11 protein-coding genes and 2 pseudogenes are annotated in these 20,140 nt (G+C 38.0%); 9 read left to right on the top strand and 4 right to left on the bottom strand.

Annotated elements, in window-relative coordinates:
- Positions 1-217 precede the first annotated feature (217 nt).
- From RCG19_RS06130 to RCG19_RS06110, 5 genes are all read left to right on the top strand, one after another.
- Entirely contained in the window at positions 218-2,308 is a 2,091-nt protein-coding gene (locus tag RCG19_RS06130) for a cell wall-binding repeat-containing protein (RefSeq protein ID WP_308110076.1), read from the top strand.
- A gap of 68 nt (positions 2,309-2,376) precedes the next feature.
- Positions 2,377-3,084, top strand: a complete 708-nt coding sequence (locus tag RCG19_RS06125) for a hypothetical protein (RefSeq protein ID WP_308110075.1) — start codon at positions 2,377-2,379, stop codon at positions 3,082-3,084.
- Between the two features lie 33 nt (positions 3,085-3,117).
- Positions 3,118-5,364, top strand: coding sequence for a SpoIID/LytB domain-containing protein (locus RCG19_RS06120; RefSeq protein WP_308110074.1), 2,247 nt, complete (start codon positions 3,118-3,120; stop codon positions 5,362-5,364).
- A 95-nt stretch (positions 5,365-5,459) separates the two neighbouring features.
- Positions 5,460-6,872, top strand: a complete 1,413-nt coding sequence (locus tag RCG19_RS06115) for a cell wall-binding repeat-containing protein (protein ID WP_308110073.1) — start codon at positions 5,460-5,462, stop codon at positions 6,870-6,872.
- Between the two features lie 129 nt (positions 6,873-7,001).
- The gene (locus RCG19_RS06110; protein WP_308110072.1) at positions 7,002-8,846 is read left to right on the top strand and encodes a cell wall-binding repeat-containing protein; all 1,845 of its coding nucleotides are present in this window, start codon (positions 7,002-7,004) and stop codon (positions 8,844-8,846) included.
- 198 nt (positions 8,847-9,044) lie between these two features.
- Here RCG19_RS06110 and RCG19_RS06105 read toward each other — a convergent pair whose 3' ends face one another.
- The 3 genes and pseudogenes from RCG19_RS06105 to RCG19_RS06095 all read right to left on the bottom strand — a co-directional run bounded on the left by RCG19_RS06105 (position 9,045) and on the right by RCG19_RS06095 (position 12,231).
- Positions 9,045-9,659 carry a cell wall-binding repeat-containing protein gene (locus RCG19_RS06105; RefSeq protein ID WP_308110071.1) on the bottom strand — a complete coding sequence of 205 codons (615 nt, stop codon included), beginning with the start codon at positions 9,657-9,659 and terminating at the stop codon, positions 9,045-9,047.
- Between the two features lie 54 nt (positions 9,660-9,713).
- A pseudogene (locus RCG19_RS23675) lies at positions 9,714-9,946 on the bottom strand (cell wall-binding repeat-containing protein); the annotation flags it as partial.
- A 726-nt stretch (positions 9,947-10,672) separates the two neighbouring features.
- Positions 10,673-12,231 (bottom strand): annotated as a pseudogene (locus RCG19_RS06095) (IS3 family transposase).
- A gap of 442 nt (positions 12,232-12,673) precedes the next feature.
- On the opposite strand from RCG19_RS06095, the gene RCG19_RS06085 reads away from it, so the two are divergent.
- On the top strand, positions 12,674-13,216 hold the full coding sequence (locus tag RCG19_RS06085) for a tyrosine-type recombinase/integrase (RefSeq protein WP_308110940.1): 543 nt from the start codon (positions 12,674-12,676) through the stop codon (positions 13,214-13,216).
- A gap of 138 nt (positions 13,217-13,354) precedes the next feature.
- The gene (locus RCG19_RS06080) at positions 13,355-13,594 is read left to right on the top strand and encodes a transposase domain-containing protein (RefSeq protein WP_308110939.1); all 240 of its coding nucleotides are present in this window, start codon (positions 13,355-13,357) and stop codon (positions 13,592-13,594) included.
- Between the two features lie 175 nt (positions 13,595-13,769).
- On the opposite strand, the gene RCG19_RS06075 is transcribed toward RCG19_RS06080, so the two are convergent.
- Positions 13,770-15,977 (bottom strand): cell wall-binding repeat-containing protein, encoded by a 2,208-nt coding sequence (locus RCG19_RS06075; protein ID WP_308110067.1) that lies wholly within the window; start codon positions 15,975-15,977, stop codon positions 13,770-13,772.
- Between the two features lie 118 nt (positions 15,978-16,095).
- Between RCG19_RS06075 and RCG19_RS06070 the strand changes: the two genes are divergently transcribed.
- Both RCG19_RS06070 and RCG19_RS06065 read left to right on the top strand, forming a co-directional pair.
- Complete coding sequence (locus RCG19_RS06070; RefSeq protein WP_308110066.1) at positions 16,096-17,793, top strand: transglycosylase domain-containing protein; 1,698 nt, start codon at positions 16,096-16,098, stop codon at positions 17,791-17,793.
- A 17-nt stretch (positions 17,794-17,810) separates the two neighbouring features.
- A complete protein-coding gene (locus RCG19_RS06065; protein WP_308110065.1) occupies positions 17,811-20,057 on the top strand; it encodes an O-antigen ligase family protein in 2,247 nt (748 codons plus the stop codon).
- Positions 20,058-20,140: the final 83 nt, after the last annotated feature.

The following is a 20,140-nucleotide window of genomic DNA, read 5'->3' as shown; positions in this document are numbered from 1 at the left end:
TTAATTAATAAAAATTAATAAAAACTAGTAAGCCTGAAAGTAATTACTTCAGGCTTTTTTTGCGCCTGTTCTTTGTACTTGTTTTACTTAATACCATAAAAATCTACTAATATTAGAAATTTGGTGAAATTAAATGAAAATTGTCATTAAAATTCAAGTAATAGAGTGATATAATGTAGAAATGTAGAGAACTGTGGAATAATTTGGAGGTTAGCAGATGAGAGTAAGCGGAAAAGAGCAGTTAAAGGTTTTATTCTTTTTTATGTTATTTTTATTTATCTTTCCAGCTAGTAGTTTTGCAGAAAAGTTACTCGTCATTGATCCAGGACATGGAGGAAGATACTCTGGAACATGCGGGTACTCCGGAGCCAGTACTGGATTCTGTGAAGAGACTGCAAACTTGCAAGTTGGATTGAAAGTTAGGGATGCATTAAGAAACACGGATATAAAAGTAGTGATGACTAGGGATTCTGATCGAGATTTCAGCAGTGCTAGTGCAAGTGCCGATCTCATTGCCCGAATGAAAGTAGCAAATGCCGCTGTTACAAACAATAATGATAACAGTCTATTTGTTTCAATCCATTCTAACGCGAGTCCAAGCAGTCCTTACGTCAAAGGAGTAGAGACCTATTATTATGATGGGTACAACCACTTACAGCCTGATTATCCGCCTGACCCAATTCAAATGAACTATTATTCTGAGAGTAAAAGATTAGCAGAAACGGTTCATCCAACGGTGATCAGCTATTTAGGAGCGATTAATCGCGGGATTGGAAATGATCAAAGTTTTTATGTAATTCGAAATGCACAAATGCCGGCAATTCTTATTGAAATGGGGTATATGACCAATCGCGATGAGGAAGCATTATTAAAATCTGCTGCCTACCAGCAAAGAGTCGCCCAGGCGATTGCTGATTCTGTGACAGCATTCTATAAGGTGTTTGAAGTGCACGATGAGAATGGCAAAATAATTAAAACTTTTAAGACCGAGCAAGAAGCTGTAAATTATGCAAATCAACTTGGTACAACGGTGAGTGTTTTTGATAAGGATAAACAAACCTATACCTATTTGAATAGTAAATTTGAAGTTTACCATCGTACAAATGGTCTTTTAAAGGCACTGCCAACTGAAGCAGCGGCTATTGACTATGCTGAACACTGGAGAAATACACGTATTGTATCGATGGATACAAATAGGACTGTTTGGTCAAACTATCTTGATAAAAAGTATGATGTCTATGTAAATAATCAAGTCAGTGGAAGCTTCTATGATTATGATTCGGCGTTAGCTTATAGCGAAGGAAAAGCAAACATCAAAATTGTCAATAATAAAACCAATGATGTTCTATGGACCAATATTCCTGGCGTTGCAGTTACACGGGATGTGACTGTATCAAGTCTTTCCGGACAAACTCGTTTTGAGACAGCGATTAAAGTTTCAAATGAACTCTATCCAAATGGATTCGCCGAGGATAAACAGCAAAAGACAGTCATCCTGGCAACCGGATATCAATTTGCAGATGCTTTGTCTGCCGGGCCATTATCAAATTACTATGAAAAAGCACCAATTCTATTAACGCATGCTACAGTATTGGATGAAGCAGTTAAACAGGAAATTAGCAGACTTGGTGCAACCAAAGTAGTGATCGTCGGCGGGCAGGATGCTATCGCGAAAACGATTGAAGATACTTTAGTGAGTATGCAGCTTGGGGTAGAAAGAATTTCCGGTGCAACCCGCTATGAAACTAACCTCAATATCTTACAAAAAATTGGCAATGTGAATGGGCTTTTTGTAGTATATGGCCGAAATTTCCCGGATGCCTTGACAGTAGCACCAATTGCAGCCAATAAAAATTGGGGCATTATGTTAGTACAAGAGGGTAACGTAACACCATCGCGATCCTTAAATTTAAATAGCAAGAATGTTGTTATTGCAGGAGGAACTGACGCCATTTCTGAAAAGGTTAAACAACAACTTGCATCAGTTTATCCTTCCAGCAGCATCGTCCGATTAGCGGGAGTGGATCGTTATGCAACAAATGCGATCATTAATCTGAATTTTGAAGATAGCTTACGTTCGAATAAAGTAAACTTAACTACTGGAAAAGACTTCCCGGATGCACTGGCATCCGCTCCACTGTCAATAGGCACAGGATCGCCTTTAGTTTTAATTGGTGATTATTTAAACAGAAATGTTGAATCCCAATTGCTGGAATTTGGTAGTGATAATGTAGTTGACCAATTGGAAGTAATTGGTGGAATTGTAAACAATCAATTATCACAATCTGTAAAAAATAGATTAAAATAATTGAGGGAATAAGAGGACTCGATAATAAATCATTTATCGGGTCCTTTTTAAAAAAGGCGGTATTAAACATGAGAAAGATACTAGTTATTTTCATTGCTTGTCTTCTTGCCGTTTCATTATCCGGCTGCAAAGAAGAACAAGTAGATTCTAAGACAAAAAGTGTAAAAACCACCAGTAATTCAGAAAAAAAGGCTGATTCAAAAAAGGCTGATTCTGATGAAAAGCCAAATAAGATCGAGCCAGTTGTGAATGATCAAGAAGTGGAACAAGGTATGAATCTATTAGACTATCGACCTGAAGTTGGAAGTAAAAAAAGCTTTACAGAAAAAGGCGAGCTTGTTTTTACCGAAGAAATTATCGCGGCCAATGATGAGTATGTTCAAACTCTTTTGCAATTAGGTGATAATAAAACGACGCAGATCTATCGTTGGACGAAAGATGAGATTACATTACTATATGAAGAGAATAATAGCGAAAATGCAAATAAAGACATATTAAATAATTTTGTACCGATTGAACAATATGAAACAATTGTAAATAATGATTCAAGTAAATCCAAGACATGGAATCGGCTTGCAGAAGATCAGAAAGTTACAGTTCCTGCGGGGGATTTTTCACATGTTCTTACCATTCAAAAAAAGACAAATGAAGTTGTAAATGAAGAAACAACCTATACAAGGTATTATGCACCGAAGCAGGGATTAATTAAAGAAGAGTTTAAGCTTAGCGGTGAAAATGGCTATTCCGCAACATCTGAATTAGAGAAGAAAGAATAAGAGATAAAAATAGAACATAAGGGAGTGGTACGTTTGGCGCTTAGAAAAATGCTAGTTTTTGTTTTATTATTCATAGTATGCATGTCTCCGAGCTTTGCAAAAGCAGCCAGTTCAACAGAGCAAGTGTCCGTTAAACTAAAGAATTATGTAGGAAATCAAACACAAATTTCTTTAGCTATTAATGGAAGCTATCTGCTTAATAACTCAGCTCCACTGACTGCGGGAAAAAATTACACGGTTAAAGTAGAAAATAGTACAACGTTAGCGTTATACGAAAACGGTGTTAAAATCGGAACCTATCAAAATAGCTTTCTGATTACTCCAGTCCAGTATGGTGTAAGTAACTATGCGAATATTAATGGCAGAAATTATTTAGGTAATATGCAATTTACCATCGAAGCAGGGGCCTATGTTAGACCTGTTAATACGCTTCTGCTTGAAGATTATTTAAAAGGTGTTGTTCCCGGAGAAATGCCTGCTTCATGGTCGATTGAGGCATTAAAGGCACAGGCTGTGGCAGCGAGAACCTATGTAAAATCAAAATCAGGTGCTGTGATTGATGATACAGTTTCATATCAAGCATATGCAGGTTATATTTGGGGCTCAAGTCTTTATAATAACTCGAGTTTAGCAGTAGACCAGACTGCGGGAAAAGTATTAAGGTACAACGGCAATCTTATTTCAGCTGTTTATTCTTCGAGTAATGGCGGCTTCATCGAATCGAATGCAAATTATTGGGGGTCAGCCCAAGTGCCGTACTTGGCGGCAAAAAGAGATCCTTATGATCCGAAGATTCCATGGAACATTGCCTTGGACAAGCAGCAGATCAATACTTCTCAATTAGACTTAATCCATCCTGAACAATGGTGGGACAAAATTTCCGAGTCGCAGGCGAGTTCAGCGGTATTCAGAGGGATAAAATCCTATGTATTGACGAATAGCGGTGCAGCAGATATTAAGATTACAGATATTTCTAACGTGAGTTTTGCGGATGAATTTACAAAAACCGCATCAGGTGAATCTACTGGTAATCGTACCAAAGGGACGATTCATATCGAATATTTTATGAAGGATAAGGCAGGTAATTTCGTTCGGTCAATATCCGGGAACCAGCCAGACATTAATACAACAACAATTGCTGGAAATACCCGTTATGAGACAAGCGTTGCCATATCAAAAGAAGGCTGGTCAGGAACTGCAGATACAGTCGTGCTTGGCCGCGGTGATGTACACGTTGATGCAATTACAGGTGCTGTATTAGCCAAAAAATATAATGCTCCGTTATTATTAACCACCTCATCAGCCATACCAGATATTGTATTTAATAGGATAAAAGAATTAAATCCTAAGCAAATCTATTTGCTTGGCGGTGAAGCGGCAATTTCAAATGATGTTAAAATAACTTTGGAAAACCAAGGTTATCAAGTGGAGCGTGTAAATGGCGAAACTCGTTACGACACTGCAGTGGAGATTGCGAAGAAAGAAGAGGCCTTTTCCGAAGTCTTCATTACAAATGGGTCGGATACTTCGCCTGATGCGCTTTCCATCGCCTCCTATGCAGCGAGTAAGCAAATACCAATTATTCTTTCAAACCCAAATTGGTTAAATGAAAGTGTACTCCAATTATTACAAGATAAACAGATTAAGAAAGTTACTCTAATCGGCGGTACAACTGCACTTTCTACAAATATTGAAAACCAGCTTAATGTCCTTGGTATTAGCAATATTGAAAGAATTAGCGGCGAAACAAGATATGATACAAGTATTGCCATTGCCAATAAATATAACTTTGATAAGAGTAAAATATATTTTGCACAGGGTAGAGTCTTTATCGATGCATTGCCAGGGGCGGTATTATCAGCCTATCAAAATGCTCCGGTAATCCTAACTGAAAAAGATAGTCTTCCACAGGTTTCTAAGCAATGGATTAAGTCATTAGGATTTAGGCCATCTATTGTCTATTTAGGAGGAAATGATGCGATCTCTCCAAGTGGCCGCGAGCAAATTAAAGGAGCACTAATTGGCGATATCAAAAAGTTTAAATTAGAAGTAAATGATACGAAAATGAGTGTGTTAAGAAGCATGATGGGCGCTTCTACCTTTAAAAGCTATCTTGTAACAAATGTCCAAGATACGTCATCACAGTTTATTATTAATGGCCTTGGCTATGGACATGGAGTCGGGATGAGCCAATATGGTGCTAAATCAATGGCGGATCAAGGCTTTAAATATGATCAAATCCTAGGACACTACTATACTGGTGCAAGCTTATCCAATTAATCTTCAAGGTGGGAACAAATTGTTCCCATCTTTTTCTAAACTAGGCTTTAAAGCGATTACATCTTAATCAAATTTAACCATTCAGGGAGGAAGTCGTGAAAAAACTATTTATTACATTATTGGCGGTAACATTGGTATTTCCTTTTATTTATTTACATACTGCAAATGCCCAAAAAAGCGACTATTACGGGTATTCGTTTGAGGAAGAACCAAATAACGATTTTGAATTTGCCAATATAATTGAATTAGAAAGAAGAGACTATGGTAATGTCTATCCCTCGTTCTATGGTGAAATGAACATAAATGATATTGATATCTATCAACTCCAGCTAGATTTTCCGGGTAATTTGATGATAGAAGGTACTGCTCGTGACGAAAACAGAGACTTTCAAAATGATGGTTTACACTTGAGCTTACTTGATGACCAAGGAAATATCATTGCTAGTAGTGAGCCGGTTGATCCAAAAAGTATTTACAATATTGGTTCATTTCTTATAGATGCCATGGTTAAGCCGGGAAACTACTTTATTGTGGTCGAAAGTACAAATGAATCGATCAAGGAGTACACTTTTGGAACCGAGCTACGCTTAGGCGTTGACCGCCTTTATGGTGAAAACCGTTATAGCACAGCGGTTTCCATCTCACAGGCTGGATGGGATACATCTGACACAGCCATCATTACAACGGGCGGCAACTTCCCAGATGCGCTTTGTGCTACTCCCTTAGCTGCAAAATATAATGCGCCGTTATTATTAACGGAACCAAATGTACAAAGTTTAAATTCTGAAGTCAAAGCGGAGCTTCAACGATTGAACGTAAAGGAAGTATTTATTGTCGGGGGAACATCCGCCATTTCAGCGAATGTCGAAACGGAATTGGCTAACTCTGATATCAATGTTACGAGGCTGAGCGGAGCTGATCGGTATGAAACCGCCGTTAAGGTTGCTGAAAAGGTCGGGAATAGCGGGGAAATCGCAGTTGTAACTGGCAGGAATTTCGCTGATGCCCTATCGATGTCAGCAATTGCCGGAGCAAAAGGGATGCCTATTCTCTTAACAGATAGTCAACATCTTCCATCATCCCTTAGTACTTTTTTAAGCATAAATAACATTAATAAGTCTTATGTAATTGGAGGATACGAGGCCATTTCCGATAGTATTGCATCAAAGCTACCGAAGAATGAGCGTATATATGGGGATGATCGTTATAAAACGAATAGGGCGATCATTCAAAGATTCACATCTGATTTAGATTTCATGATCTCTTTTTTTGCCACGGGCGAGAAATTCCCTGATGCATTATCTGGGTCGGCTTTCGCTGCAAGCTTGGGCGCACCTGTTATCTTAACGAGCACGGAGCCAAAGGGGGCAACCATGGAACTTATCTATGAAAATAGAATGGAAATTGGTGGATTCCTTATCCTTGGGGGAGAAAACTCTTTACCAAATAAAACAATCAACGAATTAATGAATTTTGCCAATCCAAACATCACAATTATAAAACCTTAGGAAGCAAGGGAACCTTTAAAATTAGGAAAGTTACTGTAACACTTCAATATTTTAGGGGGGGGGCAGTTTATAAGATTCTAGTATAAAAATGGTATCCTTAAACTAGATTAATTTTGAAAGGGGAACATAATGTTAAAAAAATTTCTAACCGGAATTACTTCAGCTTCTCTATTTCTTTCTATTGGAGCAGGCAGTAGTTTTGCAGAGACCACACTTTCCGGCACTACTTATCAAAATCCATCGTATCAAGAGATTAATAAACTGCTAACGGAGTCGGCTATCAAATATGATATCCCTCCGGAAATTGCCAAAACCTTGGCTTATCAGGAAAGTGCCTGGCAGCAATTTGATAAAAACGGAGAGCCGTATCATGCTTCAAATAATGATGGCGGCATTGGGATAATGCAAATTACCAATGATCCAAGATTTGATCAAGAAAAATTGAAAACGGATATCCAGTATAATATTAATGCCGGCTTACAGAAGCTCGATGAAAAGTTTAAAGGAATAGATGGAAAGCTGCCAATATTAAATAATAACGAGCGGGATATTCTTGAAAACTGGTATTTTGCCATCCTTGCTTATAATGGAAAGGTTCCAAGCAACAGCCCTATTTACCAGGCGGATGGAACTATGAATACGAAGAGCTATCAAGAGAGATTTTATAGTCAACTAGACTCGGCCAACAATAGTATGGGGATCCATCCGATTCCATTTGATTTCAAAGTTAGCGACTTTACTTATACGGAAAACCCTCCATTATTATTATTATTATTATTTAACCGAAATTCGTACTCTATCGCCAATCATTTGCTGCATACAACGAAACATGCATTTAAGAGCAATGATCTTGTTCTATCAGCAGAATCTGCAAATTTTAGGGGAGCACCGTCGACCCTTTCAGGAAAAGTTAAAACGCTGCCAACTGGAAAAAAAGAAGCTGTTACCATTTTGGATCGATTCGTTTATGATGAATCCAATAAGTTTGATCCTTCCGTAGATATGCGCAATAAGCAATATGTCTGGTACAAAGTGAAGCTACAGGATGGAACGATTGGGTACACAGCATCCGGCGGTCTGCAGCCGCTTGGCAAAAGACTTTCCGGGTCAACCCGATTTGAAACGGCAGCTGCCATCTCCCAAGAAGGCTGGCCGAACGGGTCAGATACAGTTGTATTGGCACGAGGCTATGATTTCCCGGATGCCCTTGCCGGCACGACACTTTCATACCAACTTAATGCGCCGATGCTGCTAACCCATGATACTCAGTTAACGGAAACGACTAAAAATGAGATCAACCGCTTAAAAGCAAAGAAGGTCATTCTACTCGGTAGTTCAGATGCCATCAGCTCTGGGGTCGAAGGGCAATTGAACGGAATGGGTCTGCAAGTGAGCCGGATTGGCGGAGCGGATCGGTTCCAAACGGCTACAAAAATTGCTGAGAAAATGCCTGAAAAAGGTAACACGGCCATTGTCGCAGTTGGTTATAACTATCCCGATGCATTGACGATTGCACCATATGCAGCCAAAATGGGCTATCCTATTTTTCTTTCAAGAACAAATGAACTTCCTGAGGCAACAAAAAATGCATTAATAGACTATAAAAATACCATTGTTGTAGGTAGTGAGAATGCCATCAGTGATGAAATAATGGGACAATTCAATAACCCTGTGCGCTATGGGGGAATGAATCGCTTTGAAACCAATTACAATATCGTCAATTCCTTATTTACAGGTAAAAATGGAAAGGCCTATATAGCAACAGGCTATAATTTTGCGGATGCATTAACAGGAGCCGTACTGGCAGCGAAAAATGACGCACCGCTCTTATTAACCTATCCTGCCCAGGTACCTGATCCAATCAAGAATGCAATCGTAAACAAAAAGCTGCATTCCTACAACTTACTTGGGGGAAGCGACGTAGTAGGTGTAGAAAACCAAATCGGTGAAATCTTTCAAGAAATTGGTTACTAAAGAAATAATGAGTCGGTTCTAATAAGGGACAACCAGTAGATTTATATTACGGAATCATAGGAATAGCATGTGATTCAATATTAGCTTAGTCTGGCCAGAGATATACGAAAAAAGTATTCTTTTCATTAAAAAAGGCAATGCAAAAATTCAAATTTTGCATTGCTTTTTTTCAACTTCCGACTTGGAACAAAATCTCAGTTATTCTATCGATCTTATAACACTCAATAAATCTTGTTCCACTTGCTTGCTTACTGACCCCGGCCCACCTAAAATGGAAACGGTTAATACCTCCTGATCTCTGAGGAGACCTTTTAACTCTTCTGAAAGAACGTTTGGCCGAGTGAGCAAAATTAGTTTTCCATACGCTGCAGCTAGAACGGATCCGGATAATGCATCAGGAAAGTTTGTTCCACTCGCAATAAAAACATAGTCTTTAGCCATATTCTGAGAAACTAATAAAGAGGTTTCATATCGGTCATTTCCGGCAATTCTTCTAGCTCCAGGCAGTTTGCGAAAAATAGAATCTGAAATTACATTTGTTCTTCCGATAACTAACGTATGGGATTTTCCTTGAAGAATCTCGGCTGTTGCAGATGGCATTGTCTCAGCATCTGTCAATAGAATCGGAAGGCCGCCTTGTGCTGCATAAGGTGCAATCGAAAGAGCGTCAGGGTAGTTTCTCCCGTTTACAACAACTGTATCAGTACTTCCGCCACCCATTGCTTTTGCAATGTTGGCAGCAGTCTCAAAGCGGTCCTTTCCTGTATTCCGAGTTACAGTAAGCGCAAGTGTTTTTTGTAAGTAATTTTCCACTTGCTGCGAGATAACGGCTGTTCCGCCAATTATTGTTACTCGTTTTACATCGACATCCTGAATAAAAGATTGAACAGAATCTGGTAATTGATTCTTTCTAGTTAGGAGGATAGGAGCACCTAATTCAAAAGCAAGGGGGATGCAGCTAGAGCATCAGGAATATCTTCCCCAGTTACAAGAACAATTTCTTCAGTTCCCTTTCCCAAATCCTCATAAGCAATATTAACTGCTGTTTCGTAACGATCCGCATCAGATATTCTGTAGACAGTTGGCGGAGTAAGGTACATATAGAAAGAGTATCCTTCGCCATTAAATGTTGTATTTTCATAAGGGCTTATTCCAATATAGTAAGTTCCCGGTTTTACAACATTATCACAATAAAATTCCATTCCTTGTTCAGTCTCATAACAACCAAATAGATTTTCTCCATCTTCTCTATAAAAATCAACTGAGGCCCCTTTAGTCTCTTCATGACCATATCCCCAAAGGGTAAATGTCCCTCGTTCCGGGATACCTTTATATTTTTCGGATTCCTCTGAAATTTAACCTTAAACTTATTCTGTTTATTCTCAATCTCGTTTCCATCCGACGAAGGGACCAAATTTTTATTCTTTTTTGAACGTCCATATATATTTGATTCGAGTGGAGGAGTTCCATCAGAAAGTGCCTATTCTCAAGATATAACCCAAGATATTACATCAATAAATGAAGGTTTTATCTTAACTCTAACAGCAGATGAAGCTTTTTTAACCGATCCAAAGAGAGTTTATCCAGTCACGATTGATCTATGGGTTGATGTTTTCGAAGCGGAAAATACATATATCGCTCAAAACAAGCCCACTTTAAACTATCATAATCGGTGTTTGTCAAGATAGTTGTCGCATTTTCCCTGTTTGCTAGTGTATTTAAAGAAACTACCGCGCTTCGCTTGCTGGCCATCTCCAAATAGAACAGAATTTTATTCTGTTCTATTTGGAGATGGGTAAAGGGGTTCAAGCATATCTGAAGATAATCTATTTGGATGCATTTTCTGCTGATTCTTTCATTGGATTTAATGCCACTGATTCATGTGGACTCCAGTCCCTTGTAGATCTTGTCCAACGTTCAGGCCGTTTTTGTTTCGCTTGCTCATAGACTTCTTTTCTCTTATTGAGAACTTCTACATAGGCTCCAGTATGACACTGTTCAGGCGTCACAAAATTTATGCCACTGTGCAAATGTACGCAGTTATACCAATGTACAAATTTCAGTGCCCATTCTCGTGCTGCATCGAGTGTTCCAAAACCTTTGAATGGGTATTCTGGTCTGTATTTTAGTGTCCGAAACATAGCTTCAGAATAGGGATTATCATTGCTTACTCTTGGTCTAGAATAAGAGCTTTGAATTCCCAACTTTTCGAGTAAGACCTGAAAAGTCGCCGCTTTCATCGGACTACCATTATCGGAATGGAGGACCAACGGTCTTCCCTGAATCTTCTCGCTTACAACCGTCTTCTTCATTAATTCTTCTGCGTATTTTGCCTCTTCCGTTTCCCAAATCTCCCAGCCGACTATCTTTCTACTAAATAAATCAAGAATTAAATAGAGACGGTAAAATATGCCTTTCACAGGTCCTTTTAACCATGTAATATCCCATGTCCAAACTTGGTTCGGAGCTATTGCTAAATGACTTTCTGGTAACCTCCGTTCGGGTCTTTTGCTTCTTCCCCGATGGTTTTGCATATTTTGTTCACGAAGCACTCGGTAAAAACTAGATTCGGAGGCAATATAAATACTTTGATCCGCCAATTTTGGCACAATTTGTGTTGGTGGTAAATCAGCGAATTCCTCTTTTTTAACAACCTCTAGTATTCTCGTTTTTTCCTCTTGTGTTAGTTTATTTTTGGGTTCTGGGCGTAGCGCAATAGGGCGTTGATCTTCCTTAACTCCACCTTCTGAAACCCAGCGTTCATACGACCGTACACTAATGTTTAGTTCTTTACAAGCAAGGGCTAATCGCGCACCATTCTGGTTAGCTTCTTGGATGAGTTCTACTGCTAGTGCGCGATCTGACGGGCTGATCATTCGTCCTCTTGGTCCCCCCAGATCGCTTGGGCCTTTTTTCTTAAAAGTAATATGGCTGCGGCTTCAGCCAATGCTTTCTCTTTTTTAAGCAAATCTTTTTCTAAAGATTTGGCTCGTTTCTTCTCTTCCTTTAATTCTTGATTCAACTGCTTTGTTTGATTAGTTTCCCGGCCATTTGCACTAAGACATGTATCACGCCAAGCTTCAATTTGTTCTTTATATAATCCCTTTTTTCGGCAATACTCCGCTAGTTCTGCTTGATTTAATGAGTAGGTTTCCATAACGATTAAAAATTTATCTTCACTATTCCATTGTTCCGAGCCTTGTCCATCTCCAGGTGTGGCATTTCCAGCAGCTCGAGTATCCTTCCTCCACTTATACAACGTAGCCTCGGTAATACCAGTTTCCTCACTAATTCGACTAATAGCCTCGTTGTTTGGTGGCATCATCCTCTTCACAATGGACTCTTTTATTTCCCTGCTATAACGTCTTCCCAATTTCTCTGTCATGTCGATCACCCTCCGTGTTAACTAAAGTATAACACTAAAGTTCTATACGACATCTATCCTAACAGAGGGGGTAATTCAGAATGGTTCTATGTCGGAAACTTTACTGGTAACAATAGTGGTGCTATACGTGCATTATTAAAATGACCGAGCTTACCGCAGATTCCAAACGCTGAGATCGTCGAAGCGAAAATTGGAATTAGCCAATATATTAGTCATGGCGACTGAACCATTAATCTTCACCGTGTAACAAGCAACTATACATCAACTTCTGTTACATGGGGAACAGCACCAAGCTTCCATATAGAAATATCATGAAAAACCTATCACGAATTCCTATATTTGTCTTTGGTGGTTGTTCAAGGATTACTTTGATAGCATCACGTGTCATCCAGTTCCTATCTTTTGCACGTACGGTAACATGTTTGATTTTTGATATTTTGATATACTGTGGAGCGGAGCAACGGTTTCGGAAGCGCTTAATGTAAAGATTAAGGATTTAGAAATTGCTACAAAGGATCCTTTTGTAATAATTTTGGGTAAAGGAAATAATCCGAGGTGCGTGCCTTTACTTGATATCACAGTAGAAAATTTAGATTATTACCTTTCGGTTTATCATCCTACTAGGTCACCTGAAGATTATCTTTTTTACACTGTTATTAAAGGCACAAAGGACAGTATGTCCGTTGCAGATGCGGAACACTTCATAAAAAAATATGGTGAAGCTGCTCGTAGGGCATGTAGTCAGGTCCCTAAAAATGTGTACCCGCATCTTTTCAGACATAGTTTTGGTGCTCATTTGTACAGAATGGGGTATTCATTGCCGGTGATTGCAAAACTGCTTGATCACGAATCGTTGGAAACTACAGAAATATATACACAAACGGATGCGGAGATGATAAATGAAGCCTTTAGGAAAGTGGAAGAGTCTTTACAAAGTCAAAACTCATTACAGTTGAAGAAACCCTTGCCAAGTAATACGGATTGAAGTAATTCAAAAAAAGTTATTCTGAGCTTTTAAGGACAAATCGAAGTAATTATGCAGTTTTCCTACAATGCTCAGAATAATTTAATGATTGGTATAACGCGGGTTATTAAAACATTGGAATAACCCGCGGAGAATGCAATACGCCCGAGTGTGGTGGGTCGAAAAAACTGGATCCACTCTGTTAGCGAAGCCGGTGCAAAAGCCAACGCTATCTGTTTAAGTATCGCAGAAACTGCAAAAGCAAACAATGTGGATTTCTATCGTTATCTTTTGAAGTTACTGACAGATTTAACGAATCTAGATATCTATCAAAGCCCGGAAGTTTTAAATCAATACATGCCCTGGTCGAAAATGATCCGAGCGGAATGTGGCTACTAAAATAACCGTCTATCTGATTATAAAAATCACGATAAACGGTTATTTGCCGTGCGTACCGAAAAGGTGCGCTTCTTTTTTATATTTCGGGATTACAAAGAAATAATTGAATGTTTAAACAATGAAAAAGAGAATAACTAAAGTGCTTTTGAAAAGCCTTTTGTTGTCCTCTTTTTGTTTATTTTTTTATAAACCTTGTTTTCATTTCTTTATTTTTTACCTGGTAGCGAGATGATGGTGAGTAGGCTTGTTGATAGTAATCACCATAAAATAATCTATCTATCTTCCAAATCAGTGAAGAGGAGAGGGCTGCGTTTCCACCTAAAGTTATCATATCATAATATGAATGATTATTTTCCACTCTATTTTGTAAGTACTGATCGCTTGATTGTGGGAGCATATCGATGTTTGTCAGAATTAGTGGATAATTCATCTTCGCTGCAAAAGGCCCCCCAGCAAGGGCGTCTGGATAGTTTCTTCCAGTAGCAAAGATAAAACCAGCCATTTCTTGTTCACCCATAAAGTAATTAATTACTTTTGTATTTGTCTCAAATCTGTCAGAACCTGCAATTCTTTCTGGATTAGGTAGCTGCTTTAAAACATTTTCAGAGACTGCTTCAGGTCCCCCGATTACAATTGTTTTACTGAATTGATATTTATTTAAAAAGTCTTTCGTGGATTGAGCTATATTATCCCGATCCACAAAAACAATCGGGATTTGATTCTTAGCTGAGAAAGAGGATACTGACAGTGCATCAGGAAAATTCCGGCCATTGGCTATAATGACTTCTCCCCCTGTTTTACCCACATAATCGTTTACCTCTGCTGCAGTTTCAAACCGGTCTTCCCCTTGCAACCGGTTGATTGAAAAGCCCTGGTTTTTTAGACCGGTAAGTACACTATCTGAAACAGCACTTGGTCCACCCAGGACTAATACATTAGTAATTTGATGACGTTGAAGTGTATTTATAGTCGATTGGCTTAAACGATTAGGATAAGTTAATAGAATAGGTGCATCCAATGTAAATGAAAGCGCACCTGCTGATAGACTATCTGGAAAACTTTGATTACTTGCAAGGATAGCAAATTTCCCTTCCTGTTTTAATTTATTAGGATTGAGATCTCCCTCATGTGGAGCCAATATCCGATTAGAAGGGCCTTCAGGCCAACCCATTTCTGCAATTTGGCTTGATGTCTCTACTGATGTATCCCCATAAATCCGCGAGAAATCATTATATTCACGTAATGCTTCATATGCATTAATCCTACCGTTTTGATTGTATTCAGAACGATTATAAGGTTCACTTGAGTATTCCATGATCCAACGAATTTGATTATGGGATAAATCAGGGTCTTGATTTTTTAAAAGGGCAGCTAAAGAGGCTACCATTGGGGATGCCATACTTGTGCCACTCATTTGCTCATAAGCATTAGTGCCAAGATGAGTAGGATAGGTACTAAAAATATCTACAGCGGGTGCGGCTACAGATACCCAATCCCCATAGCTAGAGAAATCTGCTAAGCTATCTGTTTGGCTATCAACCCCTGCAACCGAAACCACACTCTTTAAGGCTGCAGGATAAGAGTATTTAGAGGTACCTTCATTTCCAGCCGCCGCAACGACGAGAACACCCTTAGAGTAGGCATAATTAATAGCATCTTCTATATATAAACTATTAGTATTATTTCCAATGCTAATGTTGATAATGCTTGCACCGTTATCGACTGCATAATATATCCCATCTGCAATATCGATTGAACTAATGTAGTTTGCATCTCCTACTTTCACTGGCATAATCAGGGCACCCTTCGAAAGAGAAGAAACGCCGATACCATTGTTCGTTTCTGCTCCGACAATACCTGCAACATGTGTTCCATGGCCAACATCATCGAAAGGCGGAGTACCTGGTTCCACTATATTATATGGTTTATAGATTTGATGTTGTAAATCTGGATTGGATGTGTCAATCCCAGAATCTAAAACAGCGACAATAGGTGTTTTCTTCGGTATAAATAGATCCCATGCCTCTGGCCCTTGAATAAGAGAGAAATCCTTCATTTGCATGTTTTGAAAGAATTCATCATTAGTAGTACTTAAATAGTGATATTGAATTTCAGCCTCAGCAAATTCAATGCTAGAATCTTGTTTAAGAGCCTCTAATACGTTCTTAGATTCAGTCTGTGGTACTTCGAGTATTTTTATATTTTTCTTTTTATCTTGAACATTGTAACTTTTAAATTGAAAATTACTTATTGTCTTTTGGTCTATCATTTTAATTACAATCCGTTTAGTTGCTTCTTTATTATTAGCAGCAAATGCACTTGACGAATATGTATAAAAACAAATAGTATAAATTGAAAGAATTATTACTAGTACTTTCTTCATGCTTTCCCTCTTTTCTATTTTTTTTACAGTTCTATTAGACTATTGTACACAAAAACTAGTTAAAGGAAAGAGCAGGATTAGGAGTTATATGTCATAACGGAAGATAAAGGTGTTAAATATGGAAGAAAAAAATAAAAATAGCATAAACATCCAGAAGAGGAAAAACAGGCATTTAATTCTTTATAGTATGGTTGGTCTCCTTTTTGTAATAGGTATTATTTTTACCATTCTACAATTTAGATTTATCAACCAAACTATTAATAACCATGGTTCAATTACCTATTACGATAACACTGGTACCAAAATGTTGACAATAAAGAAAAAACCTATTTCTATAAATGAAATTCCAAAGAGGGAATTAGCTCTATTAAATACGACTGGAGAAAGCTACCTACGTTCCTATATTATTGAACAAATTTTTAATGGAAATCAGAAGGGGATACTGACCAACTTAAAGAAGGAAACGGCGAAGCTTTACTTTACGGTTTTCGTCGATGAGAAAGAATTAGTAAACTACTACCTAAATGAATTAGATTTCAAAACTGGCATAATTGGGATGGGCACCGCGGCTGAATATTTTTTCCGAAAACAAGTGAATGAACTTGATTCTTTGGAATGGAGCTATTTGCTGGCCCTAGAGAAAATAAGTCATAACCAAATAATAGATGAGAATAATGAGCAGGTTCGGGATTATATGAAGGAAGTACTTGAAGAATACTACAAAACAGGGGTTCTTTCTAAAGACGAGTTCAATAATGATAAAAAGGACTTTCCTCATTTTCTTGAAACCATGCTCACTCATAAGTATGCCTATTGTTACTCTTATCTACAATATGCTTATTCTGAGCTAATAGAGTCGAATAATACTCCAATACATAGTAATTTGGCCATATACCTCAACATAGATCAAAAAGTTCAAAAGGAATTATTCAATCAATATATCAAAAAGGATAACTTTCCTAAAAGCCAGAATCAAGATAATGGGATTGAGAGTAGCATGGTAATCGTTAATCATAAAAATGGGGAACTAGTAGCCATGATGGGAAGTAGAAACCCCTTTGCTAAGGTGCTTAATCGTGTGGATCATCCTCGACAACCCGCTTCCACAATGAAGCCATTAGTTGTCTATGGCCCTGCAATGGAATTAGGCTGGAAGAGGGATGACAGATTAAAAGATGTGCCATTTCGAATTGGCACTTTTCAACCGTTAAATTATGATTATATCTACCGTAAGGAAGTTTCCCTCGAGGAAGGATTAGTGATGTCATATAATGTTCCGACGGTATGGTTACTCCAACAAATTGGCTTACATACGGGATTAGAATATTTAAAGAAATTTAAAGTGTTTACCGTTGATATAAGAGATAGCTTTCCTATTGCGCTTGGTTTTTTACAAAATGGAGCTTCACCATTGGAAATGGTAAAAGCGTATAGCGCTATTTCAAATCGTGGGCAATTGGTATCGGGTGGGACTTTGAAAAAAATTGAAATAGCTAACGGGGAAGTGACTCTTCCCGAGAAGAAACCTAAGCAGTATAGGGTTTTTTCCGAAAGAACTTCTGAAGAGCTCGTTAGTCTATTGACAGCAGTTGTCGAAAGGGGAACGGGGAAAAGCGCCTATATTGAGGGGGAACAGGTTTACGGAAAAACGGGTACGAACTCTAATGATGGCTGGTTTATCGGAGGCGTAGAAAATTATACAGCTGCTGTATGGGTTGGAAATGAAAGGATGAAGCCAGATCAAAAGCAAGAAGTATCTGGGGGTTCCTATCCTGCAGCACTTTTCAAGAATGTTATGTCTGAGGTCATTAAGTAACGGAGGATTAAGTCAACATGCGACTACTATTGTTTGTTTGTTTTGGATTGTTTTTCTTTTTTACCCCTTTTATGAGAGGCCTATTCTTTGATAAGGATTTTTATGCCCTTCAAATTGGATTGTATGTGATATTTTTACTAACCTTTTTATTTTTAGCATTAAAAAAAGAACTTCCTCGGATTCTATATCCATTTGTTTTAATCGTTTTCCCGATCATATTAGGATTTTCCTATTTTCATGCAGCCACTCCATTAGGTGCAATCAATGAAATATTAAGATGGACTGCGTATTGTTGCTATTTCTTTTTAGTCTGCTATATCTGTATGGAACGAAACTATAAACAATTAGTTTACTATATCGTTTTGATAACAGGATTCACCATTGCTGTCTTTTCACTTTGCGGATATACGGGAATGATTGACTTTCCTGACATTGTTGTAGCTGATCGGTTAGCTGGAACACTGCAGTATCCCAATACTTTTGCGGTCCTAATGGCTGCATTATGGCTATTTTCATTAAACCAACTGAGTAATAAAGATTTGAACAAAGTTGAGTTCTACCTTTTAGGTGTAGTAGTAATCCCAGTTTTTGTGTCCTTTCTTTTAGCAGAGTCTCGAGCGGCTTTGTTGTTCATACCTCTAGTTTGGATCATAGGATTATTTATGCATAGCCTAAAAAAACAGCTTGTTTATCTAATCATTTCATTGGTTTCGATAATGATTAGCTGCATTCTTTATTTTATAAGTCCTATAAAAAGTGGGTGGCTTTTGGGATATGTAGCTGCCGGAGTAATTGTTTTCGTTAGTTCCTTGATTGCCATTAGAAAATTATCGAATCATTACATGCGCACTGCTTTATTTAAAAAACTTGAAAGTTCCAAAATGAGTCGATTTGGGTTACCCATTATCATAGCCATATGTACTTGTCTAGTAATTTTGGATTTTGTCTTTCATGGAATTGTTTATTCAATCCTGCCAGAAAGGGTCCAATCGATTTCTTTAAACAGTGATACGTTCACAGAACGTATGGTAATGGCCAAGGACGCATTACGTGCCAGTAAAGATTCACTGTTAGTTGGTTTTGGCGGGCAGGGATGGTCAGTATTATTTACAGACTATCAATCGCTTCCATATCAAGCGAATAATATACATAATGGCTATTTAGAATGGCTGATTAATTCGGGGGTTATTGGCCTCCTTGTGTTCATTGGTATATTCGTATTTCTAATCATAAAGATGATGAAAAAGCGGTCCTCTAAAGAGAGAACCCCCATGCAGATGTCTGTTTTTCTAGCGGTACTAATGATTTTTATTCACAGCAGCGTGGATTTTAATTTTTCCTTTGGAACAGTTTGGTTCGTCCTATTAACGTTACTCGCATTGGGGTTACCACCAAATGAAAGTGGTAAAAATACTCGTACCCCTACAATTTTGATACAACTTACTGAAGGCCTGCTTATTTCATTTGTGTTACTTTCTTTAACGATTTCTTATCGTTTTTTTATGTCGAATCAGTTATTTTCACAAACAGTTGATCCTGAATCAGTAAATAGTAAACAGGGCTTGCTGACCAAATCAGTCCAATACAATCCTTATGATATTGAAAAGTGGAATGCACTAGGCATGTCTTTACTTGCGGATAAAGATAGTGGATCAAATGAAGCTGCCGGCAAGATTGCACAGAAAATAGTTTCGTTGGAAGGAAGTAACTCGACGGCAACTTTATATGCAGTGAACTTGTTTGAAAAAACGGGTATGAAATTAAGTGCAATCCGCTATTTAAACAGAGCAATAGAATTGGACAAGTTTAACATTTTGGTAAGGGAAAAAGATATTCAGCTTACAACTGAGATGGCTTTACAACAATTAAACCAAAGGGAAAAGGCTAATTCTATTAAACTGGCAAAAGTCGTGATAGCCCAATACGACAAGATTGAATTAGACGTAAAAGAATTGCAAAGAAAACTTCCAAGCGACCGTTTTAATGGTCGAAAATTTCATAGCTCTGAGAACATAAAATATTTTACGGCACTATCCTATTTTATTATGGGGAATTATGGTGATGTGAGCAAATTAGCAAATCCTCTCCTAAGCACTAAAAATAACCAAATAAAAAGTAAAGCAGCAGCTTTAGTATTTGTGGCAAATGAGCTTAACAATAGTGATAATAATGAAATAATAAGTAGGAAGATCAAAAATGATTTAGAATTTCAAAGTAATGTGAAGGAATTGAAAGAGCTGGCGTCCGTAGGAAAAACGAACTAAAAACCAATAAAAAAAATGACCCTTTTTGTCCAAAAATGGTATAATAGGTAAGTGTTACCTATGACTATCGGTCTAATATTGAT

This window comes from Neobacillus sp. OS1-2 (assembly GCF_030915505.1).
GTDB lineage: Bacteria > Bacillota > Bacilli > Bacillales > Cytobacillaceae > Neobacillus.
The sequence above is the reverse complement of the archived record's forward strand: the minus strand, read 5'-3'. Positions and strand labels throughout refer to the sequence as shown.